At 69.7% G+C, this 24,184-nt stretch carries 13 protein-coding genes; 8 read left to right on the forward strand and 5 right to left on the reverse strand.

What is annotated here, in order from left to right; translation table 11 throughout:
• Window positions 1-6: 6 nt before the first annotated feature.
• Window positions 7-12,489 (reverse strand): type I polyketide synthase, encoded by a 12,483-nt coding sequence (locus VET27_RS05930; RefSeq protein ID WP_526516062.1) that lies wholly within the window; start codon window positions 12,487-12,489, stop codon window positions 7-9.
• 230 nt (window positions 12,490-12,719) lie between these two features.
• On the opposite strand from VET27_RS05930, the gene VET27_RS05935 reads away from it, so the two are divergent.
• The 4 genes from VET27_RS05935 to VET27_RS05950 are packed head-to-tail and all read left to right on the forward strand — an operon-like array spanning window position 12,720 to window position 16,790.
• The gene (locus VET27_RS05935; RefSeq protein WP_526516064.1) at window positions 12,720-14,324 is read left to right on the forward strand and encodes a pyruvate, phosphate dikinase; all 1,605 of its coding nucleotides are present in this window, start codon (window positions 12,720-12,722) and stop codon (window positions 14,322-14,324) included.
• A complete protein-coding gene (locus VET27_RS05940; RefSeq protein ID WP_526516066.1) occupies window positions 14,309-14,890 on the forward strand; it encodes a MarR family transcriptional regulator in 582 nt (193 codons plus the stop codon). The genes VET27_RS05935 and VET27_RS05940 overlap by 16 nt, the downstream gene beginning before the upstream one ends.
• 59 nt (window positions 14,891-14,949) lie before the next feature.
• The gene (locus tag VET27_RS05945; protein ID WP_526516068.1) at window positions 14,950-15,591 is read left to right on the forward strand and encodes a response regulator; all 642 of its coding nucleotides are present in this window, start codon (window positions 14,950-14,952) and stop codon (window positions 15,589-15,591) included.
• A 2-nt stretch (window positions 15,592-15,593) separates the two neighbouring features.
• Complete coding sequence (locus VET27_RS05950) at window positions 15,594-16,790, forward strand: sensor histidine kinase (protein ID WP_526516070.1); 1,197 nt, start codon at window positions 15,594-15,596, stop codon at window positions 16,788-16,790.
• 98 nt (window positions 16,791-16,888) lie between these two features.
• On the opposite strand, the gene VET27_RS05955 is transcribed toward VET27_RS05950, so the two are convergent.
• Both VET27_RS05955 and VET27_RS05960 read right to left on the reverse strand, forming a co-directional pair.
• Window positions 16,889-17,128 (reverse strand): hypothetical protein, encoded by a 240-nt coding sequence (locus VET27_RS05955; protein ID WP_526516072.1) that lies wholly within the window; start codon window positions 17,126-17,128, stop codon window positions 16,889-16,891.
• Window positions 17,129-17,291: 163 nt separating this feature from the next.
• Complete coding sequence (locus VET27_RS05960; RefSeq protein ID WP_526516074.1) at window positions 17,292-18,431, reverse strand: acyl-CoA dehydrogenase family protein; 1,140 nt, start codon at window positions 18,429-18,431, stop codon at window positions 17,292-17,294.
• 135 nt (window positions 18,432-18,566) lie between these two features.
• On the opposite strand from VET27_RS05960, the gene VET27_RS05965 reads away from it, so the two are divergent.
• The 3 genes from VET27_RS05965 to VET27_RS05975 are packed head-to-tail and all read left to right on the forward strand — an operon-like array spanning window position 18,567 to window position 21,420.
• The gene (locus VET27_RS05965; protein WP_526516076.1) at window positions 18,567-19,664 is read left to right on the forward strand and encodes an NAD(P) transhydrogenase subunit alpha; all 1,098 of its coding nucleotides are present in this window, start codon (window positions 18,567-18,569) and stop codon (window positions 19,662-19,664) included.
• Window positions 19,664-19,987, forward strand: a complete 324-nt coding sequence (locus VET27_RS05970) for a proton-translocating transhydrogenase family protein (RefSeq protein WP_526516078.1) — start codon at window positions 19,664-19,666, stop codon at window positions 19,985-19,987. Before VET27_RS05965 ends, VET27_RS05970 begins: the two co-directional genes overlap by 1 nt.
• Window positions 19,984-21,420, forward strand: coding sequence for an NAD(P)(+) transhydrogenase (Re/Si-specific) subunit beta (locus tag VET27_RS05975; protein ID WP_526516080.1), 1,437 nt, complete (start codon window positions 19,984-19,986; stop codon window positions 21,418-21,420). The genes VET27_RS05970 and VET27_RS05975 overlap by 4 nt, the downstream gene beginning before the upstream one ends.
• 81 nt (window positions 21,421-21,501) lie before the next feature.
• Here the strand turns inward: VET27_RS05975 and VET27_RS05980 are convergent, their stop codons facing one another.
• The gene (locus VET27_RS05980) at window positions 21,502-22,512 is read right to left on the reverse strand and encodes a magnesium transporter CorA family protein (protein WP_526516082.1); all 1,011 of its coding nucleotides are present in this window, start codon (window positions 22,510-22,512) and stop codon (window positions 21,502-21,504) included.
• A gap of 140 nt (window positions 22,513-22,652) precedes the next feature.
• Here VET27_RS05980 and VET27_RS05985 point away from each other — a divergent pair, with 140 nt between their 5' ends.
• Window positions 22,653-22,991 carry a hypothetical protein gene (locus VET27_RS05985; RefSeq protein WP_526516084.1) on the forward strand — a complete coding sequence of 113 codons (339 nt, stop codon included), beginning with the start codon at window positions 22,653-22,655 and terminating at the stop codon, window positions 22,989-22,991.
• Window positions 22,992-23,047: 56 nt separating this feature from the next.
• Here the strand turns inward: VET27_RS05985 and VET27_RS05990 are convergent, their stop codons facing one another.
• Window positions 23,048-23,836, reverse strand: coding sequence for an RNA polymerase sigma factor SigF (locus VET27_RS05990; RefSeq protein WP_526516086.1), 789 nt, complete (start codon window positions 23,834-23,836; stop codon window positions 23,048-23,050).
• Window positions 23,837-24,184: the final 348 nt, after the last annotated feature.

Here is a 24,184-nt window from a genome sequence, read left to right on the forward strand (position 1 = left end):
CGAGGCCTAGGCGTCATCGCCGTCGCCGTCGTCGCTGAATGCCGCCAGCAGATCCTGGAGGTCCATGTCGGCGATGTCCTGGGTCCTGGGCTCGGTCGATGCGGCGTCTCCGGCGTCCACGCCCGTGCCCTGGGCGGCGAGGTTCAGCAGCATGTCGAGTACGCCCGCCTGCCGGAGCCGCTTGACGGGGATGGACGCCACGACGCGCTGAAGTTCCTCGTCGACCGCGTTCGTCGCGGGCGCCTGCTCGGACTCTCCGACGAGTTGCGTGCGGAAGTACTCGGCGATCGCCGACGGGTTGGGGTAGTCGAAGATCAGCGTCGGCGACAGGGTCAGGCCCGTCGCGGCCTTCAGGCGGTTGCGGAGTTCGACGGCGGTGAGCGAGTCGAAGCCGTGGTCCTGGAACGCCAGGTCCGGGGCGATCGACTGCGGATTCGGCAGCCCCAGAACAGTCGCCATGTGCGACCGCACCAGATCGAGCAGAAGGTCGTGCTGCTCGTCGGTGGGCAGCCCCGAAAGGCGTTGGGACAGAGCTGATCGCGACTGGGCCGCGGCCAGCGAATCACCGACCTGACGACGGGCGGGGCCCGAGATCAGATCGATGAACATCGGCGGCAGCGTCCCCGCCGCGGACTTGGTCCGCAGGGCGACGCGGTCGATGCGCGCGGGCACCAGGAACGGCTCGTCGACCGCCAACGCCTCGTCGAACAGTGCGAGCGCGTCGTCGACCGCCAGCGCCAGGATGCCGTCGCGGTTGAGCCGCGCCAGGTCGACGTCCTGAAGGTGGCCCGTCATCCCACTGGCCTGCTCCCACAGACCCCAGCCCAACGACATCGCGGGCAGACCGTTGGCGCGCCGGTGAGCGGCCAGGGCATCGAGATAGGCGTTGGCCGCCGAGTAGTTCGCCTGCCCGGAAGCGCCGACGAGGCCCGCCATCGATGAGAACATCACGAACGCGGACAGATCGAGATCGCGGGTCAGCTCGTGCAGATTCCACGCCGCATCGACCTTGGCCCGCAACACCGCATCGACCCGGTCCGGCGTCAGAGAGGTCAGCACCGCGTCGTCGATCACGCCCGCGGTGTGGATGACCGCCGACAGCGCATGCTGGTGGTCGATGCCCGCCAGGCTCTTGCCGAGGGCGTCCCTGTCGGCGGCGTCCGCGGCGACCACCTGGACGTGTGCGCCCGCGTCGGTCAGTTCGGCGACCAGCTCCGCGGCGCCGGGCGCGTCGGGCCCACGGCGCGAGAGCAGCACCAGATGGCGCACGCCATGATGCTCGACGACGTGGCGGGCCACCGAGGCGCCCGCCATGCCGGTGCCGCCGGTGATCAGCACGGTGCCGCCGGCCCAGGCGTCGGGCATGGTGAGCACCACCTTGCCGATGTGGCGGGCCTGGCTCAGATGCCGCAGTGCGGCGGGCGCCCGCCGCACGTCCCACGTCGAGACGGGCAGCGGCCGCAGCGCGCCGGTGTCGCTCAGCGCCGAGACGCCGGACAGAATCCGGCCGACGCCGTCCGCTCCCGCCTCGAACAGGTCGAAGGCGCGGTAGCGCACGCCCGGGTGGGCGGCGGCGACGGCGACGGCGTCGCGGATGTCGGTCTTGCCCATCTCGAGGAACGCCCCGCCGCGCGGCAGCAGCCGCAGCGACGCGTCGACGAAGTCGCCCGACAGCGAGTCGAGCACCACGTCGAACCCCCGGCCGCCGGTCACGCCGAGGAACTTCTGCTCGAAGTCCAGGGTGCGTGAGTCTCCGATGTGGTCGTCGTCGAAGCCCATGGCCCGCAACGTGTCCCACTTGGGACGGCTCGCGGTGGCGAACACCTCGAGGCCCCAGTGCCGAGCCAGCTGCACGGCCGCCATCCCGACGCCACCGGTGCCCGCGTGGATCAGCACGGACTGACCCGGTTGCACGTCGGCCAGCCCGCGCAGCGCGAAGAACGCCGTCGCAAAGCCGACGGTGAAGCCGGCGCCCTGTGCATAGCCCCAGTCCGCCGGAATGGGCAGCACGACGCGAGCATCGGTGGTGGCCATCGTGCCGGTGCCCTCGGGGAACAGGCCCATCACCCGGTCGCCGACGGACACCTCCGTGACCCCGGGGCCGACTTCGGCGACGACACCCGCCGCCTCGATGCCCATGACGCCTCCGCCCGGATACAACCCGAGCGCGATCATGACGTCGCGGAAGTTCGCGCCGATGGCACGCACGGCGACCCGGATGCGACCGGGCGCCAGCGGCTCGTCGGCGTCCGGAATCTCTTGCAGCGTCAGGTCGTCGAACGTGCCCGTCGACGCCTCCTCGGCGACCGTCAGCCGCCACGGCGCGCCACCGTCGGGCGGAGCCAGCAGGGACCCGGCAGCCCGGCTCGGCAGCACCCGCGCCGTGTGCAGTACGCCGTCGCGGATCACCACCTGCGGTTCACCGAGGGCGACGATCGCGGCCGGATCCACGTCATTGGCGCCGCCGTCCACGTCCGCCAGCACGACCCGGCCCGGGTGCTCGGTCTGAGCCGCCCGCACCAGCCCCCACACCGCGGCACCCGCCAGATCGGTGACGTCCTCACCGGGCAGGGCAACCGCCCCGCGGGTCATCACCACCAGCGTCGACGGCTTCGTTGAACCAGACGGCGTCGCATCCGCGGCCCCGGCAAGCCACGACTGCAACCGCTCCAGCGCCACGTGGGTGGCGCCGTAGACGCCGGACAGATCATCCGATTCGGTTGTCGCGGGGGCTGATTCGAACACCTCGAACGCGGCGTCGGCGGCCACGGCCTCGGCGGACGAGGGCGCGGCAGACCACACCACCTCGAACAGCTCACCGCCGCCGGAGCCGCCGACCGCTGCCGCCAACTGCTGGGCGGTCACGGGGCGCGCCACCATCGCCTCGACGGAGAGCACGGGCAGGCCAAGGCCGTCGGCGAGGTCGATCGACATCGAGCTGGTGCCGTTCGGGGCGAGCCGCGCGCGGACGGCCGAGGCCCCCGACGCGTGCAGCGAGACCTTCTGCCAGGAGAACGGCAGCGCCATCTCGCCCGGGTTGTCGTCCCGGCTCAGCACCACCGCATGCAGTGCGCCGTCCAGCAGCACGGGATGCACGCCGAAACCGTTCGCCTGCAACTCTTGTGGAATCGCGACCTCGGCGAACACCTCGTCACCGCGGCGCCACATCGCCTTCAGCCCGCGGAAGGCCGGGCCGTACTCGTACCCGCGTGCCGACAACTCGGCGTAGGCCTCGGTGACGTCGATCTCGCGGGCGCCGACCGGCGGCCAGATCGACAGGTCGGAACCCGGCGCCGACGATGCGACGCCCAGTTCGCCCTCGGCGTTCAAGATCCAAGTCGCCGAGTCCTGTTGGGCGCGCGAGAAGATCGACACGACGCGGCCGCCTGCCTCGTCGGCCTCGCTGACCACGACCTGCACGGCGACGCCCTCGGCGGGCAGCACCAGCGGCGCGTGCAGCATCAACTCGTCGACGACGTTGCAGCCCACCTCGTCGCCGGCCCGGATCGCCAACTCGACGAAACCCGCACCGGGGAAAAGCACGACGCCCGCGACCGCATGGTCGGCCAGCCATGGCTGCGCCGACGTGGACAGCCGGCCCGTCAGGACCACGCCACCGGTCTCCGGCGACTCGACGACCGCCCCGAGGAGCGCGTGGTCGGCTCCGCCGAGTCCGAGGCCTGCGGCGTCGGTCGAACCCGACCCGCCGCTCGACAGCCAGAAGCGACGCCGTTGGAAGGCGTAGGTCGGCAGGTCGACGAGTCGTCCGCCGTCGCACGCCGCCCGCCAGTCCACGTCGACGCCCGACACGGACAGGGTACCCAGCGCCGTCAGCAGCGTCGCGGGCTCGGGCGCGTCCTTCTTGAGGGTCGAGGCCGTCACGGGTTCGGAGTCGTTGAGCGACATCGCGATCGAGGCCGTGAGTCCGCTTGCCGGTCCCACCTCGAGGAACCGGGTGACGCCCACCGACTCGAGGAACCGGGCGCTGTCGGCGAACCGGACCGCCTCGAGGATGTGACGTGACCAGTACGGTGCCGTCGCGAAGTCCGGGCCAGCCAGCTCGCCGGTCAGGTTGGAGATCACGGGAATCGTGCGCTCCGACAACGACATTCCGCCCGCCACCGTGCTGAACTCCAGGAGCATCGGCTCCATCAGCGACGAGTGGAATGCGTGTGACACCGAGAGTTGGTGCACCCGCCGGCCCGTGGCCCGCGCCTCCTCGGCGATCGCCAGGACCGCGTCCTCGGGACCGGAGATCACGACGGAGTCGGGTCCGTTCACGGCCGCGATGCCGACGCCGTCGCGCAGCAAGGGTCGCATCTCGGCTTCGCTCGAGGACACGGCCACCATCGCGCCGCCCTCGGGTAGCCGCTGCATGAGCCTGCCCCGCGCGGCGACGAGCGCGGCGGCGTTCTCCAGTGACAGCACCCCGGCGACGTGTGCGGCGGTCAACTCACCGATCGAGTGGCCCAGCACGTAATCCGGCTGCAGACCCCAGGACTCGAGCAGACGGAACAGCGCGACCTCGACGGTGAACAGCGCGGGCTGCGCGAACTCGGTCGAGTCCAGCACTGCGGCGTTGCTGCCCCACATGACGTCGCGGATCGGGCGCAGCAGGTGCCTGTCCAGCTCGCGGGTGACCGCGTCGAACGCCTCGGCGAAGACGGGGAACTCGGCGTGCAGCTCGCGACCCATGCCGAGCGACTGCGCGCCCTGGCCCGGGAAGACGAACGCGGTCTTGCCCGAGCCGGAGGCCCGACCGCGAACCGTGCCCGGACCCTGTTGCTCGTCGCCAAGGCTCCTCAGCTCGGCGAGCAGTGCCTCGCGGTCGGCGCCGAGCATCACCGCGCGGTGCGGGAACGCCGAGCGCCCACCGAGCGTCCAGCCGACGTCGACGGCGTCCAGTTCGGGGTGGGCTTCGACGTGGTCGGCGATTCGACGCGCCTGATCACCAAGGCCCTCTGGGGATTTGGCGGACAGCGCCCACGGAATGACGGCGGGTCGGCGAACGTCGACGGCAGGCGCGACCGATACCGGCGCCTGCTCGATGATGACGTGCGCGTTCGTGCCGCTGATGCCGAAGGACGACACCCCGGCCCTGCGCGGCGTGCCGTTCTCCGGCCAGGGCTGAGCCTCGGTGAGGAGGGCGACCGACCCCATCGTCCAGTCGACGTGCGGGGTGGGCTCGTCCACGTGCAGCGTGGCGGGCAGTTGCTCGTGGCGCATCGACTGGACCATCTTGATGATGCCCGCGACGCCCGCGGCGGCTTGGGCGTGACCCATGTTCGACTTCACCGAGCCAAGCCACAGCGGGTGGCGGCGGTCCTGTCCGTAGGTCGCCAGCAGCGCCTGCGCCTCGATGGGGTCGCCGAGCGTGGTGCCGGTGCCGTGCGCCTCGACGACGTCGACCTCCGAGGCACTGAGCCCGGCGTTGGCCAGCGCAGACCGCAGGACGCGCTGCTGCGAGGGCCCGTTCGGCGCGGTGAGCCCGTTGGACGCACCGTCCTGATTGATCGCCGAACCGCGCACCAGCGCCAGCACCTGATGGCCGTGGCGTTGCGCGTCCGACAGGCGCTCGACGACGAGAATGCCTCCGCCGTCGGCGAATCCGGTGCCGTCCGCCGCACCGGCGAAGGACTTGCACCGGCCGTCCGACGACAACCCGCGCTGTCTGCTGAACTCGACGAAGATGTCCGGCGTGGCATTGACGGTGACGCCGCCCGCGAGAGCGAGGTCGCACTCACCGGTTCGCAGCGCCTGCATCGCCATGTGCAGGGCGACCAGCGACGACGAGCATGCAGTGTCGATCGACACGGCGGGACCCTCGAGACCGAGCACGTAGGACACCCGGCCCGACGCCACGCTCGAGGCCTGACCCGTCAGACGGAAACCCTCCGCGCCGTCCGCGCCGACGCCGTAACCCTGGGCGTACACGCCCGCGAACACGCCGGTGGCGCTGCCGCGCAGCGACGTCGGGTCGATGCCGCCGCGTTCCAGCCCCTCCCACGCGAGTTCGAGGAACAGTCGCTGCTGCGGGTCCATGGCCAGCGCCTCGGTCGGGGAGACCCCGAAGAAGGCCGGGTCGAAGTCGGCCGCGTTCTGGAGGAACCCTCCGGTGCTGGCATACGACTTGCCCGGGGCGTCGGGATCCGCACTGAACAGTCCGGCGAGGTCCCAGCCGCGGTCGGTCGGGAAGTCGGTGAGGACGTCGCGGCCCGCGGCGACCATGTCCCACAACGCTTCTGGTGAGTCGACACCGCCGGGGTACCGGCAGGACATGCCGACGATGGCGATCGGCTCGTCGACGGCGGAGGACACGGTCGTGGTCTGCGTGACCTCCTGGGGCGCCTCCGCGAGCTCCTGCCGGATGTAGCCGGCCAACGCCACCGGCGTCGGGTAGTCGAAGATGAGGGTCGGCGAGAGCGCGAGTCCGGTGGCCGTCTTGAGCCGGTTGCGCAGTTCGACGGCGGTGAGCGAGTCGAAGCCGTGGTCGGAGAAGGCCAGCTCGGCGGTGATGGCCTCCGGTTCGGTGTTTCCGAGCACGGCGGCCATGTGCGATCGCAGCAGGTCGAGCACCAGCGCCTGCTGAGCCTGTTCGGTCAGCCCGTGGAGCCGTTGTGCCAGAGCCGACTTCGACTTCGCGGCGACCAGCGAGTCGTCGACGCGACGCCTGGCGGAGGTGTTGGCGAGCTGAGCGAACATCGGCGGCAGCAGGCCTTCGGCTGACCGCGAGCGCAACGCCGCGCGGTCGATCCGGACGGGTGCGAGAAGCGGCTCACCGACCACCAGGGCCGAGTCGAACAACGCCATCGCGTCCTCGGTCGACATCGCGAGGATGCCGTCGCGCCCCAACCTGGTCAGGTCGGCGTCCGCGAGGTGGCCGGTCATGTCGCTGGCCTGCTCCCACAGTCCCCACGCCAGGGAGGTCGCGGGCAGACCGTGGGCGCGACGGTGGGCGGCCAGCGCGTCGAGGAAGGTGTTGGCCGCGCAGTAGTTCGCCTGCCCGGACGAGCCGACGACGCCGGCCATCGACGAGAACATCACGAACGCAGCGACATTCGTCTCGCGACTGAGCTCGTGCAGGTTCCATGCCGCGTCGACCTTGGCCCGCAGAACGGGATCGATGCGTTCGGGCGTCAGCGATCCCACGACCGCGTCGTCGAGCACACCGGCCGCGTGGATCACCGCGGACAGCGGCCGCTCGGCCTCGATGGCGCCGAGCACGGCGCGCAGCTCGGAGCGGTCGGCGGCATCCGCGGCGAGCACCTTCACGTTTGCGCCAGCGGCGGTCAGCTCCGCGACGAGCTCACGTGCGCCGGGGGCGTCGGGCCCGCGTCGCGAGAGCAGCGTCAGGTGGCGTACGCCGTGGTGCTCGACGACGTGGCGGGCCACCGAGGCGCCCGCCATGCCGGTACCGCCGGTGATGAGCACGGTGCCGCGCGTCCACGCCCCGGGCATGGTCATCACGATCTTGCCGACGTGGCGGGCCTGGCTCAGGTGCCGCAGCGCCGCAGGTGCGCGTCGGATGTCCCAAGTCGTCACCGGCAAGGGCGCCAGGATGCCCTCTTCGAACATCCTCGACAGCTCGACGATGTACTCGTGCATCCGTGGGCGGCCGGGCTCGAAAAGGTCGAAGGCGCGGTAGCGCACGCCCGGGTGGGCGGCGGCGACGGTGTCGGCGTCGCGGATGTCGGTCTTGCCCATCTCGAGGAACGACCCGCCTCGCGGCAGCAGTCGCAATGACGCGTCGACGAAGTCACCGGCGAGCGAGTCGAGCACCACGTCGAAGCCGCGGCCACCGGTGACGTCCATGAACTTCCGCTCGAAGTCCAAAGTGCGTGAGTCGCCGATGTGGTCGTCGTCGAAACCCATCGTCCGCAGCGTGTCCCACTTGGGGCGGCTGGCGGAGGTGAAGACGTCCAGGCCCCAGTGCCTGGCCAGTTGCACGGCGGCAAGGCCCACGCCGCCCGTCGCGGCATGGATCAGGATCGACTGACCGGGCTGCACGTCGGCCAGCTCGCGCAGACCGTAGTAGGCCGTGGTGAAGACGACCAGCGTCGCTGCCGCCTCGGCATCCGTCCAGCCGGTCGGGATGGGCGCCACCAGTCGTGCGTCGGCCTGCACGACCGTGCCGGTGCCCTCGGGGAACAACCCCATCACCCGGTCGCCGACGGCGAACTCGGTCACTCCCTCGCCGACATCGACGACCACGCCCGCGCCCTCACTGCCGAGCAGCGCGTCGTGGGTGAACATGCCGAGCGTGATCATCACGTCGCGGAAGTTGGCCGCGACGGCGTTCATCTCGACGCGGATGTGCGCAGGCCGCAAAGGTTCGTCGGCGTGCGGAACCTCTTCGAGCGCGAGGTTGTCGAACGTTCCGGCCGTCGCGATGCCGAGCCGCCACGGCTTGCCCGTGGTCGGAGGCTGCAGCACCGAGTCGACGCCGCGGCTGCGCACCACACGCGCGGTGTGGGGCACGCCCGCCCGCAGCACGACCTGCGGTTCGCCGACGGCCAGGACGGTCGGGACGTCCAGTTCGCCGATCGCATCGACGAGGACGATGCGGCCGGGGTTCTCGGTCTGCGCGGCCCGGACCAGACCCCACACCGCCGCACCGGCCAGATCGGTGACGTCCTCACCAGGCAGGGCCACCGCACCGTGCGTCACGACCACCAGCGTGGACGCGGACGGCTCGGCGAGCCATGACTGCAACTGCTCCAGCGCGCGGTGGACGGTCGTGTGGGTCTGCGCCGCGACATCGTCGGAATCGCCTGCCACGGAACGAGTTTCGTATACGGTGAAGGCATCGGCCGTCGGCTGCGAGACCTCTGGTACCGCAATCGCGGACCACTCCACCTCGAAGAGTTCACCGTCGGCGCCAGCTCGACCCACCAGCGCGAGCTGCTCGGCGCTGACCGGCCGGGTGGTCATCGAACCCACCGAGAGAACCGGTAGACCCAAACCGTCGGCAAGCTCGATCGACACCGAGTTCGGACCGACCGGCGCGATCCTGGCGCGCACCGAGGACGCACCCGCCGCGTGCAGAGACACCTTCTGCCACGAGAAGGGCAGCGCCAGTTCGTGATCCCCGACCACCAGGGCGATCGCGTGCATCGACGCGTCCAGCAGCACGGGATGCACGCCGAACTCGGCGGCCTGAACGTCCTGCGGGATGGAGACTTCGGCGAACACCTCGTCGCCGCGCCGCCACATGGCGGTGAGCCCACGGAACGCCGGGCCGTACTCGTAGCCGCGTGCGGCCAGCACCTCGTACGCGTCGCTGACGTCCACCGCCACCGCCCCCGCGGGCGGCCATGCCGTCAGGTCGGCCGTCGGCGCGCTGACGGTGGGGCCGACGATCGCCTCGGCGTGCAGCACCCACGGCGATTCGTCGTCGTCGGTCCGCGAGAACACCGACACCGACCGTGAGCCGGACTCCTCGGCAGCACCGACGAGGACGCGGATGGGGACACCGGACGGCGCCACGACGAGAGGCGCCTGCAGGGTCAGCTCCTCGACGACGGGGCACCCAACCTCGTCGCCGGCGCGGATGACCAGCTCCACGAATCCCGCACCGGGGAAGAGGATTACGCCACCGACGGCGTGGTCGGCCAGCCACGGCTGCGTCGAGACCGCAAGCCGGCCGGTCAGGACGACCTGACCCGTGTCGGGCACCTCGACGACGGCGCCCAGCAATGCGTGGGCGGCGCCGTTGAGACCGAAGCCCGAGGCGTCCGAGGTCCCGGTACCGCCGCCGGACAACCAGAAGCGCCGCCGCTCGAAGGCGTATGTCGGGACGTCGACCAACTGACCGCCGTCGCACACCGCCCGCCAATTCACGGCGATGCCGGAGGTGAACGCCTGCGCCGCCGAGGAGAGGAAGCGGTCCCAACCGCCCTCGTCGCGGCCCAGCGTCGGCACGACGACCGGCTCGGTGGCGGCGTCGGTGCAGTCGCGGACGGTGTCCTCGACGCCCGCGATGAGCGCGGGGTGCGGGCTGGTCTCGACGAAGGCCCGGTAACCATGGCTGCAGGCGGCCCGGACGGCCTGGTCGAACTGCACCGTCTGCCGGATGTTGCGGTACCAGTAGTCGGCGTCGAGGGTGGCGGTGTCGACGAGATCGCCTGTGACGGTGGAGAAGAACGCCGTGCGCGTCGAATGCGGTTCGAGGCCGGAGAGCGCTTCCTGCAGCCGGCCGTCGATCGCCTCGACCTGCGCCGAGTGCGACGCGTAGTCGACGTCGATGCGGCGGGCGCGGATCTGCAGTGCCTCACACTGCCGCATCAGCGCGTCGAGCGCCGACGACTCGCCGGAAACGACGACGGCGGAGCGCCCGTTGATCACGGCGATGTCAGCGCGATCGGCGTGAATGTCCAGACCTGCCAACAGTTCGCGGGCACGATCGACGCCGCAGGCCAACGACACCATGCCGGCCGAACCGGACAGTTCGACCAGAAGCTTGCTTCGCAGCGCGACCACCCGTGCGGCGTCGCGAAGGGACAACGCCCCCGCGACGTGGGCGGCGGCGATCTCGCCCTGGGAATGACCGATGACGGCGTCGGGGGTGACACCGACCGAGGCCCACAGTTCCGCCAGCGACACCATTACGGCGAACAATGCGGGCTGGACGACGTCGACGCGGTCCAGGCCCGGCGCTCCCGGCGTCCCGCGCAGCACGTCGACGAGCGACCAGTCCACGAACTCCGCGAGCGCTTCCGAGCAGGCCACCATCTTGTCGGCGAAAACCGTTGATTTGGACATCAATTCGATGCCCATGCCGAGCCATTGGCTGCCCTGGCCCGGGAAGACGAAGGCGACCTTGCCGACGGGCGTGGCGGTGCCGCGGATCGCCAGCATGCCGTCGGCGTCGGAGGCCAACTCCGACAGTCCGGCGAGCAACTGGTCGCGGTCGGCGCCCAGGACCACGGCGCGGTGTTCGAAGGACGTCCGCCCCGCCAGCGTCCACGCCACGTCGCGGCCGTCGAGTTCGGCGTGTGCGGCGAGGTGGTCGGTCAGCCGGGCGGCCTGCCCGCGCAACGCGGCCGCTGACTTCGCCGAGAGCACCCAGGGCAGCACGGCGGCGGGCGGCGGCGTCGACGCTTCGACGTCAGTCTCGACCGGCTGGGCCGACTCGACGATCACGTGGGCGTTGGTGCCGCTGATCCCGAACGACGAGATGCCGGCCCGGCGGGGAGTCGCACCGGCGGGCCACGGCTGCGGCTCGGTCAGCAGCGACACCGCGCCCGCGGTCCAGTCGACGTGCGGACTGGGCGCGTCGACGTGCAGCGTCGCGGGCAGCGACTCGTGGCGCATCGACATGATCATCTTGATGACACCCGCCACGCCCGCCGCGGCCTGGGTGTGGCCCATGTTCGACTTCACCGAGCCCAGCCACAGCGGCTGCGTCCGGTCCTGTCCGTAGGTCCCGAGCAGTGCCTGAGCCTCGATGGGGTCACCCAGCGGGGTACCGGTGCCGTGGCCCTCGACGACGTCCACCTGTGCGGTCGACAGGCCCGCGTTGGCCAGCGCGGCGCGTACCACGCGCTGCTGCGAGGGCCCGTTCGGCGCCGTCAGCCCGTTCGAGGCGCCGTCCTGGTTGACGGCCGAACCCCGTACCACCGCGAGCACCGGGTGGCCCAACCGCTGCGCATCCGAGAGCCGCTCGACGGCGAGCACGCCGCCGCCCTCTGCCCAGCCGACGCCGTCGGCTGCCCCGGCGTAGGGCTTGCAGCGACCGTCGGTCGCCAGCCCCCGGTGGCGGCTGAACTCCACGAAGATGGTCGGGGTGGCGTTGACGGTGACACCGCCCGCCAGGGCCATGTCGCACTCGCCGAGCCGCAGCGCCTGCACCGCCATGTGCAGCGCGACCAGCGACGACGAGCATGCGGTGTCGATGGACACCGCGGGGCCCTCGAGGCCCAGCACGTAGGCCACCCGGCCCGACGTGACGCTCGACGTCATGCCGGTGAGGCGGTAGCCCTCGATGCTGTCGGCGGACATGCCGTAGCCACCGGCGATGACTCCTGCGAACACGCCCGTCGCGCTGCCTCGCAGAGACGTCGGGTCGACGCCCGCACGCTCCAGCGCCTCCCAGGACAGCTCCAGCAGCATGCGTTGCTGAGGATCCATGGCGAGGGCCTCGCTCGGTGCGATCCCGAAGAAGCCCGCGTCGAAGTCGGCCACGTTCTCGACGAAGCCGCCCGAACGTGCGTAGGACTTGCCGGGCGCGTCGGGATCGGCGTCGTACAGGCCTGCGACGTTCCAGCCGCGGTCGTCCGGCATGTCCGACACCACGTCGCGACCCGAGGCCACCATGTCCCAGAGGCCCTCGGGGGAGTTGACGCCGCCGGGGAACCGACACGACATGCCAACCACGGCGATCGGTTCACCCGATCGCTCGAGCAGAGACCGGTTCTGCGTCTTCAACCGGTCGTTCTGGACGAGCGCCCGGCGAAGCGCCTCGGTGGCGTGTGCGAGTTGATCGGCCATACGGTGTGAAACCCCTGTCTGGATCACTGCGTGGGCAGTGACCCCCAAGTATTCGGTACAAGGCGCCCATTAGATGAATCGAGAAGCTCCCGATGGCGCCCAACGAGGCAGCGTGAACGCTGTCAGATCATTGTGTTCCCTGCTTTCCGCGGGTGATCACCCACCTGCTTACACTCGGGCATTCCTGGGAACTTTCCAAGCATCACCGGGCGAGACGACGGAGCGCAGCGATGACATTCGGCGCAGGTAGCCGACACGTTCACGCCGCGCACCGCCATACCGCGACGGCGCTGGACACCGACCTGGACGCCGCCGCACGCACGGTCGTCGGAGGCAAGGGGCGTGCGGTCGCGGCGATGGCGGGCGCGGGTTTGCCCGTCCCGCCGGCGTTCTGCGTGACCTCCGAATGGTGCGATGGATGTGCCCACGATCCCGCCGCGGTCGTCGAACGGATGTGGCAGGACGTACTGGGCGGGCTGACGTTGCTGGAGGAACGGACGGGGTGCACGTTCGGCGCCGGTCCCCGTCCGCTTCTGCTGTCGGTCCGCAGCAGTGGGGCCACGTCAATGCCCGGCATGCTCGACACCGTCCTGAACGTCGGAATCGACGACGCGGTCGCCGAAGCGCTCGGGAACCGGTACTCGGCCCGGTTCGCCGACGACACCCGCGAGCGGTTCCGCTGCGGTTACCGCCTTGCCGTGCCGGCCGGCGCGGACGTGCCCGACGAACCCCTGGCGCAATTGCGTGGCGCCCTCGAAGTGGTGGTGTCCTCGTGGTCGTCGAGCCGGGTGACCGCCTACCGTGCGCATCACGGTCTGGAACGTGGTGGCATCGCAATTCTGTTGCAGGCCATGGTCTTCGGTAATCTGGACGCCGGCTCGGGCGCCGGCGTGCTCTTCACCCGCGATCCGGCGTCGGGCGCCTCGAACCCGTTCGGCGAATGGCTCCCCGCCGCTCAGGGCGACGACGTGGTGTCGGGGACCAGCGACTGCGAGCCGCTGGTCGCGATGCGGGACCGACTGCCGGACGCCTACGAGGAGTTGATCGACGCGGGCATTCGCCTGGAGCGCCTCGGCGCCGACGTGCAGGACGTCGAGTTCACGGTAGAGGCGGGCAAGCTGTGGCTGCTCCAATCCCGGGTGGCGAAACGCTCGCCACGGGCAGCGGTGCGGCTGGCCTTGGCGTTTCGCGAGGAGGGCGTCATCGACGACGTCGAGGTGCTGGACCGGGTGACTCCCGAGCAGCTCGCCTCGGTTCTCGAGGCGCGATCGGCTCCCGAGCAGTCCGGTCCGCCGCTGGCCACCGGCGTGGCTGCCTCTCCGGGAGTCGCGTCGGGCCTGGTGTGCGTGACCAGCGATGACGCCATCGCCGCGGCCGACGACGGGCGCGACGTCGTCCTGGTGCGCCCGACGACGAGTCCCGACGACGTCGCGGGACTCGTGGCGGCCAAGGCCGTCGTCACCGAAGTCGGCGGGGCCACCAGTCACGCCGCGATCGTCGCGCGCGAACTCGGCATTCCCGCGGTCGTCGGGTGCGGAGCCGGCCTCACCGCCCTGCTGGCGGGCCGGATCGTCACCGTCGACGGCGACGCCGGGGAGGTACGCAACGGGGAGTCGACACCGTCGGAATCGACCGACTGCCCGGAACTGCTGCGGTTCGCCGACATCGTGCGCGCGACGAGTCCGCTCCGCGCGCACGCCGAAGGTGACTACCCGGTCCTCGACGACGCCTCCGAGGAGTCCGTCGCCGCCGCGCTCGCCGCCGGTCACACCGACGTGGTGTCGTCCGAGCCGCTTCGGACCATGCACCTTGCCGCGCGATGGGCACGCAGGTGAGCGATGCCGCCGACCTGGCCGTCCTGCAGGCGGTCCGGCTGAAGGGCCGGGTCGGTCGCGCGGAACTGACCGACACCGTCGACGGGTTGATCGCCTCCGGGCTGCTCACCGACGGCGCATGGGTGCGGCTGACGGACGACGGCCGCGCCCGGTTGGCCGGGCTGCTCGCCGCCGAGCGCGCCACCGTCGACCCCGAGGCGGTGAATCACCTGTACGAACGGTTCCTCGTCGTCAACGCCGGCTTCAAGCCCCTGATCTCGCAGTGGCAGCTGGAGAGGGCCTCGGCGGGGGTCGACGGCGCGGCCGCCGTGCTGGCCAAGATCGACGAACTTCACCGCGACGTGCTGCCGGTGATCGCCAGCGCGAGCGGACTGGTGCCGCGCCTCGGGGCACACGCCGACCGTCTCGACGCGGCGTTGCAGAGGGCGCACGGCGGTGACATGTCCTGGCTAACCCGTCCGATGGTCGATTCGTATCACACGGTGTGGTTCGAGCTGCACGAGGAACTGATCGGTCTGGCCGGGCGGACGCGCGCGACCGAAGCCGAGGCCGGCAGCGCGGACTGAGGACGATTGCGTGTGTCCGATCGGGGCAAGGTCCGCGGGTGGTGTGCCAAGCTGGCGGCGTGACCGGCGACAAGGTGCGCGTGGTGGTGGGTGACGACCATCCGCTGTTCCGCGACGGCGTCGTGCGCGCCCTCACCTCCAGCGGAGCCATCGACGTGGTCGCGGAGGCCGACGACGGGGTGGCCGCGCTGGCACTGATCCGCGAGCACGGGCCGCAGGTCGCGCTCCTGGACTACCGGATGCCCGGACTCGACGGCGCCCAGGTCGCCGCCGCGGTCCGTCGCGACCAGCTGCCGACGCGAGTCCTGCTGATCTCCGCGCACGACGAGTCCGCGATCGTCTACAGCGCATTGCAGGACGGAGCCGCGGGGTTCATCTCCAAGGAATCCGGTCGCGCCGAACTCGTCGACGCGGTGCTGAACTGTGCGAAGGGCCGCGACGTCGTCGCACCCAACCTCGCCGCGGGACTGGTCGGCGAGATTCAGCGTCGCAACGACTCCGACACCCCCACCCTCAGTGCCCGCGAGCGCGAAGTGCTCGGCCACATCGCCAGTGGGCAGACCATCCCGGCGATGGCCAAGCACATGTTCCTGGCCCCGTCCACGGTGAAGACCCATGTGCAGCGGCTCTACGAGAAGCTCGGCGTCGGGGACCGCGGTGCCGCAGTCGCAGAGGCGATGCGTCGCGGGCTTCTGGAATAGCGGTGGATCGCCTTCCCCAGCGAATCGTCGACTACTTCGCCGCAGAACCCGTCCGCGTCTCGGCGCTGCTTCGTCTGCCGTTGATCGCCCTGATGGGCGTCCTGGTGTGGCTGTGGGAGGTCGACAGCTGGTTGCCGGAGGTCTACACCACGATCCTCGGCGCCTACGCCGTCGCCGCGCTGCTGTGGGCGGTGCTGGTCTTCCGCGGACCGGTGCCCTCGTGGGGTGGGTGGCTCTCGACCGGCGTCGACGTGCTCGCCGTCGTGTCGCTCTGCGTCGTCTCCGGGGGTGCGACCGCGGCGCTGCTGCCGGTGTTCTTCCTGCTGCCGCTGTCCGTCGCGTTCGGTGACCGACCGGTCCTGACGGGTGTCCTCGGGTTGGGGACCGCGGCGTGCTACCTCGGGGCGTGGATCGTCTACTCGAGGCGCGACGACCACGTCGGCATGCCCGACGTCGTGTATCTGCAGTTCGGCTTCCTGATCTGGCTCGCGGTCGCCACCACGGCGCTGTGCCTGGTGCTGACGCGGCGTGCGGCCCGCGTCGCCGCGCTGCTGGACGTGCGCCGCAGGCTGGTCGCCGAGTCGATGCAAGCCGACGAACGGACGAACCGGGAGCTGGCCGAGCATCTGCACGACGGCCCGCTGCAGACCCTGCTCGCCGCTCGCCTGGAACTCGACGAGGTGCGCGAACGCATGCCCGACCCCGCCCTGGACATGGTCTACGCGGCGCTCAACGACACGGCCGCCGGCCTGCGGTCGACGGTGACGGCGCTGCACCCGCAGGTGCTCGCCCAGCTCGGCTTGACGCCGGGCGTACGAGAACTGTTGCGACAGTATGAGAGTCGGGGTGACTTCACCGTCGACGCCGAGCTCGAAGACGTCGGCAAACCAGTGTCGCAGGCCCTGCTGTACCGGGCGGCGCGCGAACTGCTCGCCAACGTCAACAAGCATGCGGGCGCCAGTTCGGTCACCGTTCGGATGTTCCGCAAGGGCGATCGCGTGGTGCTCACCGTCGCCGACGACGGTGCGGGTTTCGAGCCGTCGATCGTCGATCAACGCGTGGCCGAGGGGCACATCGGGTTGGCGTCGTTGCAGGCCCGCTTCGACTCGATGGGCGGTGCCATGACGATCGACTCGACCGTCGGCCGCGGCACGCTGGTCACCGTGACGTCGCCTCCGGAGGAGTCGGCGACCGAGTAGGCGGCGCCCGCGTAGGCCGTCTCCTCGCCGACTCTGCGCTCAGGGCGAGGGCCACTCGCACTTCTTCACCGTGGCTGCAGAATCGAGAGCTGACAGAATTACTCGGCGCCGAAGTCGAACCGGTGGTGTTGGCGGTGCCAGCGGGCGCCGGGCTGCACCAGGACGGGCGGTGTGGCCCGGATCGTCGGTGCGTAGAAGTTGCCGGAGTCGTTGGACGAGATCGAAGGGGCTGCACAGGCCGCCCCTGCAGTGCCGAGGAGGGCGCCAGCGGCGATGACCGCGGCGAGGATCGGGAGGGCGGCGTAACGGGCCAGCTTGGGAGCGATCGAGTTGGTCATGCCTCAACTGTGTCCCGGCGCGGCGGCGGTGTCTGTCGGGTGACCGGTGGGCACAGCGGCTGAATCGCGTGTCCCCCGATCGGTGGACCGCCCCAAGGTGTTTCTTCAACCTCGATATTGCCGGCGACATCAAGGTTGAAATCGACACTCACTCGCGACGCGGTTACGTCGTCAGGCCGCGGGCGATGACGAGTCGCTGAATCTGGTTCGTGCCCTCGAAGATCTGCGTGATCTTGGCCTCGCGCATGTAGCGCTCGACGCGGTAGTCGCGCGTGTAGCCGGCACCCCCGAGCACCTGCACGGCGTCGGTGGTGACCTTCATCGCCGCGTCAGTGCACACCATCTTTGCCACGCTGGCCTGCGACGAGTACGGCCGCCCCAGGTCGCGGCGCCGCGCGGCGTCGAGGTAGGTGGCCCTCGCGCTGCCCACGGCGGCGGCCATGTCGGCCAGCAGGAAGCCCAGCCCCTGGTGGTCGATGATCTTGCGGCCGAACGTTGTTCGCTCATTGGCGTAACGGCACGCGTCGTCCAACGCGGCCTGCGCGATCCCGGTCGCGACCGCGGCGATACCCAACCGGCCCGCGTCGAGCGCGCTGAACGCGATTTGCAAACCCTGTCCCTCGGCGCCGATGCGGCGGTCGGAGTCGATCGGGGCGTTGTCGTAGAACGCCGACGTCGTCGGGACGGCCGAGAGCCCCATCTTCTCCTCCGGCTTGCCGAACGTCAGCCCCGGCAGATCGCCCGGCACCAGGAAGCAACTGATGCCGCGGGAGCCCGCGCCCGTCCGTGCGAACAAGGTGTAGAAGTCGGCGATGCCGCCGTGGGTGATCCACGACTTCGACCCGTTGAGCACGTAACCGCCATCTGTCGGCACGGCCGCACACCGCAACGCCGCCGCATCCGAACCCGCCTGCGGCTCGGACAGGCTGTACGCGCCGATCCGGTCGCCCGACAGCATCTCCGGCAGCCACCGCTGCTTCTGCTCGTCGGTCCCGAACGCCAGCAGCGGGTGCGACGACAGGCTGTGCACGCTGACCGCCACGGCCACGGCAGCCCACCGCGCGGCGATCTCCTCGAGCACCTGCAGATAGACCTCGTACGGCTGGCCGCCACCGCCCCATTCCTCGGGCTGGGGCAGGCTCAGCAGCCCCGCGGCACCGAGTTGCGTGAACACGCCGTCGGGGTAGGTCTCGGTGCGCTCGTGCTGGTCGACGAGTGGATCCAGCACCTTGTCGGCGACGTCCCGCGTCAGCGCGATGAGCTCGTCGGCGTCCTCCGTCGGCAGAATCCGGTCGACAGTCATGGTTTCGACTCCTAGCTTTGGGGCCCCGCCGAACTGTATCGATGCATCCGGACGTGAATCGTTCGTGACCGGCGGTAACGGTTAGGGTGTCTGAGTTCAAATCACACCGCGGGTGAGCCGGCGGGGGAAGTAGACATGACTGAGAAGAAGACGACTGTGGGTGTGGTCGCCGAGTCGGGCGCGGACGAGCGCCGGGTGGCGCTGGTACCCAAGGCGGTGACGTCGCTGGTGAACACCGGCGTCGACGTGATCGTGGAATCGGGCGCAGGCGAGCGCGCGCTGCTGCCGGATGACCTGTACACGGCGGCCGGAGCGACGATCGGTGACGCGTGGTCGGCTGAGGTCGTGGTGAAGGTCGCCCCGCCCTCGACGGAGGAAGTGGCAAAACTCACGAGCGGCCAGACGCTGATCGGGTTTCTGGCGCCGCGCAACGAGGTGAACCAGATCGGCGCGCTCAAGGCCGCCGGCGTGCAGGCCTTCGCCGTTGAGGCGATCCCGCGCATCTCCCGTGCGCAGGCGATGGACGCACTGTCGTCCCAAGGCAACGTGTCGGGGTACAAGGCCGTCCTGCTGGCGGCATCGCTGTCGACGCGATTCTTCCCGATGCTGACCACCGCGGCGGGCACCGTGAAGCCGACCAGCGCGTTGATCCTCGGCGTCGGCGTGGCGGGCCTGCAGGCGTTGGCCACCGCCAGGCGCCTCGGTGCCAAGACCACCGGCTACGACGTACGCCCCGAGGTGGCCGATCAGGTCCGCTCGGTGGGTGCGCAGTGGCTGGACCTCGGCATCGACGCGGCCGGCGAGGGCGGGTACGCCCGCGAGTTGACCGAATCCGAACGCGCGCAGCAGCAGAAGGCGCTCGAGGAGGCGATCACCAAGTTCGACGTGGTGATCACCACCGCGCTGGTGCCGGGACGGCCCGCGCCGCGCCTGGTGACCGCGGCCGCGGTCGAGGGCATGAAGCCGGGCAGCGTCGTCGTCGACCTGGCCGGCGAGACCGGCGGCAACTGCGAGCTCACCGAGCCCGGCCAGACCGTCGTCCGCCACGACGTGACGATCGCCTCGCCGCTGAACCTGCCCGCGACGATGCCCGAGCACGCCAGCGAGCTGTACGCCAAGAACATCACCTCTCTGTTGGAGCTGTTGATCACCGACGGTGCACTGGCACCGGACTTCGACGACGAGGTCGTTTCGGCGTCGTGCGTCACCCGAACTGCGGGGGAGACCGCCTGATGTATGACCAATTGTTGGCCAATCTCGCGATCCTGGTGTTGGCCGGGTTCGTCGGGTTCGCCGTGATCTCCAAGGTCCCCAACACGCTGCACACGCCGCTGATGTCGGGTACCAACGCCATCCACGGCATCGTCGTGCTCGGCGCCCTGATCGTGTTGGGCGAGTTGCCGGCCGACGCGTCATGGGGCGTGCGGATCATCGCGTTCATCGCGCTGATCTTCGGCACGCTCAACGTCATCGGCGGCTTCCTGGTCACCGACCGCATGCTTAGCATGTTCAAGGGCAAGAAGCCTGAGCCTGCGAAGGCGGAGGCCGACAAATGACCTATCTCGTCAACAGCCTCTACATCCTCGCGTTCGCCCTCTTCATCCTGGGCCTGTCCGGACTGACCGGCCCCAAGACGGCCGTGCGCGGCAACCTGATCGCCGCCGTCGGTATGGCCGTGGCGGTCGTCGCCACATTGATCAAGGTGCGCGACACGGCCTCGATCAACTGGATCCTGATCGTGGCCGGCCTGGTCATCGGCGTGGTGCTGGGTGTGCCGCCCGCCAAGAAGACCAAGATGACGGCGATGCCGCAACTGGTGGCGCTGTTCAACGGCGTCGGTGGTGGCACGGTCGCGCTCGTCGCGTGGGCTGAGTTCATCGAGACCGACGGGTTCGGGCACTTCCGGCCCGACCAGTCGCCGACCGTCGCGCTGGTCGTCGGATCACTGTTCGCGGCGATCGTCGGCTCGGTGTCGTTCTGGGGCTCGCTGGTGGCGTTCCTCAAGCTGCAGGAATCGATTCCGAAGAACGTCGAGAAGGCATTGGTCCGCTCCGCCAAGATCTTCCAGGCCGCCAACGTCGTGCTACTGCTCGGCGCGGTCGCCGCTGCGGTCTACATTGGCCTGAACGCCGGGCAGGGCAGCCCGACCTGGATGATCGTCGTGGTCCTGGTGCTCGCTGGGATCATGGGCCTGTTCGTGGTGTTCCCGATCGGTGGCGCGGACATGCCGGTGGTCATATCGCTGCTCAACGCGATGACCGGATTGTCGGCTGCGGCAGCAGGTTTGGCGTTGAACAACACCGCGATGATCGTCGCGGGCATGATCGTGGGCGCGTCCGGCTCGATCCTGACCAACCTGATGGCCGTGGCGATGAACCGGTCGATCCCGGCCATCGTGTTCGGCTCCTTCGGGGCGGGCTCGGCAGGTGCCGCCGCCGCTGGGGGTGATCATCAGGGCACCGCGAAGGCGACCTCGGCCGCCGACGCCGCGATCCAGATGGCCTACGCCAACCAGGTGATCGTGGTGCCCGGCTACGGCCTGGCCGTCGCGCAGGCCCAGCACGCCGTCAAGGACATGGCCGCGATCCTGGAGTCCAAGGGCGTCGAGGTGAAGTACGCGATCCATCCGGTCGCAGGCCGGATGCCCGGGCACATGAACGTGCTGCTGGCCGAGGCCGACGTCCCCTACGACGCAATGAAGGAGATGGACGACATCAACGGCGAGTTCAGCCGTACCGACGTCACCCTCGTCATCGGCGCCAACGACGTGACCAACCCGGCGGCCCGCAACGACCCGTCCAGCCCCATTTACGGCATGCCGATCCTCAACGTCGATCAGTCGCGTTCGGTCATCGTGCTCAAGCGGTCGATGAGCTCGGGCTACGCCGGCATCGAGAACCCGCTGTTCTTCCTCGAGCACACCTCGATGCTGTTCGGCGACGCCAAGAAGTCCGTCAACGCGGTCATCGAGGAACTCAAGGCCCTCTAGCCCCACGCCCAACGCGATTTCGGCGCGTCAACCGTCGCCGAGCGAACGTTGGCGCGCCGAAATCGCGAGGGGGTGGCGGGGTTAGAGCCAGCCGCGCCTGCGGAACATCACGTACAGCAGCGTGACCAGGGCGATGATGACGAAGCTACTGCTGACGAACCCGGCTACCGTGCTGATGCCCGGATACGCGACGTTCTGGCCGTAGAAGCCGGTGACGGCCGTCGGGACGGCGATGATGGCCGCCCAGCCGGTCAGCTTCTTCATCACCGTGTTCAGCCGCGCGTCCTGCAGCGACAGGTTGGTCTCGAAGACGGTGGTGACCATGTCGCGCAACGACTCCGTCCACTCCGAGGCCCGCAGCACGTGGTCGTACAGGTCGTCATAGAGCGGATCCAGGTCCGGGGAGGACTGCGAGTCCAGCCGTCGGCTCTTGATCGCGGTGACCACTTCGCGCATGGGCAACACCACCCTGCGCAGTTCGACGAGGTCCTTGCGGTAGCGGTAGGTGCGCCTCTGCAACCCGCGTTTAGGACCGTCCTCGGCGAACAACTCGTCCTCGAGTGATTCGATGTCGTCGTCGAGCGACTGCACCGCGTCGAAGTGCCCGTCGACCACGGCGTCGAGCAGGCCATGCACCAACGCGCCGACGCCATGCTGCTGACCACCGAGTTCGTCGAACCGCTGGGAGACTTCGTCCATGCCGAAGCCGGGGTCGTCACCCGCGGTCGGTGGCAGCCGTACCGTGATGAGTCCGCGGGGCAACACGAACGCCGAGATGCGGTGCATGACAAGGGACGAGGTGGTGTCGTCGCCGACCGGGGGAGTCAGCGCCTGCACCGCGTAGACGGTGAAGAAGGTATGCGTGCGGTACACGGTGGCCTTGGTGCGCTCGTTGGGCGCCATCGCGTCCTCGACGGCCCAGATGTTGAGTCCCAGTTCGTCGGCCAGCGCGCTGAGCGCGTCGTGGTCCGGGTCGTAGACGTCCGCCCACACCAGCGTGTCATCGGCGGCCAGGCATTCCGAGATGGCCGAGAACGTGAAGCCGTCCACCGGCTCGCCTGATCGCCACACCCGTCCGCGCACCTCAGTCATCACGCCATCATCCCGCAGGGCGTCATCTCGATTGCGCACCGATCGCGTATCGAGATCCGCGGGCATGGTGCACCCACGACTTTCAGGCCTCACGATGGCGACCAGTGAAACTCGAGTTCGACTGAAGGAGTGCTGCTGCCGTGAGTGTGGTGGTTGAACGTGGACTCGCGCGGTGTCCACGATGCGTAGCGGTCGCCGACTACACCTTCGTCGAGTCGGGACCCAACTCGTTGCGTTACGAGGTGCACTGCGGGCGGTGCGGTGAGGCCTACTGCGAAGTCCACACTCCCGTGACACCCGACTTCACGGCGGCCGTCGACGCGTTGGTGGTTCCCCCTCCCGCCGCCCCGCCGAGCGCACTCGAGCTGGGTCGCCGACGGGCCGCGAACTGGCTCACCGGATTGCGCGCCAAGGCCTCCTCTCTCGCGGGCCCGGCGTCGTCGCGAATCGCCCTCAAGGTTCGGAGCATTCGGCACTGAACAAAGCGAGCGAGGCCCCTCCCCGGATGCCAGGGAGGGGCCTCATCGTGGCGGGTCTAGAGCTGTTCGCGCAGCTCCCGCAGGGTCTTCTCCAGGATGCGGGAGATGTGCATCTGCGATACGCCGATCCGTTCGGCGATCTGACTCTGGGTCATGGACTCGAAGAAGCGGAGGTAGAGCACGGTGCGCTCGCGCTCCGGCAGCGCAGCGAGCAGTGGTCGCACGGTCTCCTGGTCGGTGATGCGGTCGAACGCGAAGTCGACCTCACCCACGGTGTCGGAGACCATCCTCGGTGCGGAGTCGCCGCTCGACACGGGAGCATCGATGGAGTGGACCCGGTACGCCTCGGCTGCCAGCATGCTGTCGACGATGTCCTCGCGGCTCATGTCGAGTACATCGGCCAACTGGCCGGCGGTGGGAGCCCGCCCCAGCGACTGGGTCAATTCCATCGTCGCCCTGGTGATGTGCCCATGCCGATCCTTGAGGCGGCGAGGGACGTGCATCGACCACCCGTGATCGCGGAAGTGCCTACGCACCTCGCCCATCATGGTGGGGACGGCGAACGCGACGAAGTGTGATCCCTTGCTGGGATCGAACCTGTTGACGGCCTTCACCAGGCCGAGCCTGGCGACCTGCGTCAGGTCCTCGATGTCCTCGCCGCGACCGCCGTAGTGGCGCGCGATGCGGTCGGCCAGCGCGAGGCACCGGTTGAAGATGGCTTCCCGTTGACGATCGACGTCGGAGGGGGACGGCATGCCGTCCAGCACGACGAACATCTCCATCACGTCGGCGTACTCGTCGACCTGCTCGACCGGGGTGCGCGTGCGTTCTAGTTGAACGGTCACTGGGTCACCACCTGGGCAGCGGTGATCTCGATGAGTTCGATTGTGTAGTAATGGGCTTCCACGTTGGGACCCCCTAAGAGGCATCCAAGGGCGCAGCGGTACACGGAGGGTCTCAATGCAACGCGGAGCCCGATCCGTCAGCGACGGAACCGGCGACTTGCCGTGGCCACGCGGGGCTAAAGGGCGCAACCACCCGCAGGAGTCTCAACGAATGCGGCGCTACCCAATGGAATCGCGGGGCTTTGTGGCCCGCTTGGCGCTAAACGGGAATGTCCTAGTGGACATCGGCAATGGTACGCCCTCGTGGCGAGCCCAGGTAGACCGCGACTAAAACTCGCGCTGAGCACA

It is taken from the genome of Mycobacterium sp. (assembly GCF_035633495.1).
Lineage (GTDB): Bacteria > Actinomycetota > Actinomycetes > Mycobacteriales > Mycobacteriaceae > Mycobacterium.

What these genes read in the sequence shown, in the direction of transcription:
- VET27_RS05935 (WP_526516064.1), top strand. Translation starts at nt 12,720, where the DNA reads ATGACATTCGGCGCAGGTAGCCGACACGTTCACGCCGCGCACCGCCAT.
- VET27_RS05965 (WP_526516076.1), top strand. Translation starts at nt 18,567, where the DNA reads ATGACTGAGAAGAAGACGACTGTGGGTGTGGTCGCCGAGTCGGGCGCG.
- VET27_RS05975 (WP_526516080.1), top strand. Translation starts at nt 19,984, where the DNA reads ATGACCTATCTCGTCAACAGCCTCTACATCCTCGCGTTCGCCCTCTTC.
- VET27_RS05930 (WP_526516062.1), bottom strand. Translation starts at nt 12,489, where the DNA reads ATGGCCGATCAACTCGCACACGCCACCGAGGCGCTTCGCCGGGCGCTC.
- VET27_RS05955 (WP_526516072.1), bottom strand. Translation starts at nt 17,128, where the DNA reads ATGACCAACTCGATCGCTCCCAAGCTGGCCCGTTACGCCGCCCTCCCG.
- VET27_RS05940 (WP_526516066.1), top strand. Translation starts at nt 14,309, where the DNA reads ATGGGCACGCAGGTGAGCGATGCCGCCGACCTGGCCGTCCTGCAGGCG.
- VET27_RS05980 (WP_526516082.1), bottom strand. Translation starts at nt 22,512, where the DNA reads ATGACTGAGGTGCGCGGACGGGTGTGGCGATCAGGCGAGCCGGTGGAC.
- VET27_RS05960 (WP_526516074.1), bottom strand. Translation starts at nt 18,431, where the DNA reads ATGACTGTCGACCGGATTCTGCCGACGGAGGACGCCGACGAGCTCATC.
- VET27_RS05970 (WP_526516078.1), top strand. Translation starts at nt 19,664, where the DNA reads ATGTATGACCAATTGTTGGCCAATCTCGCGATCCTGGTGTTGGCCGGG.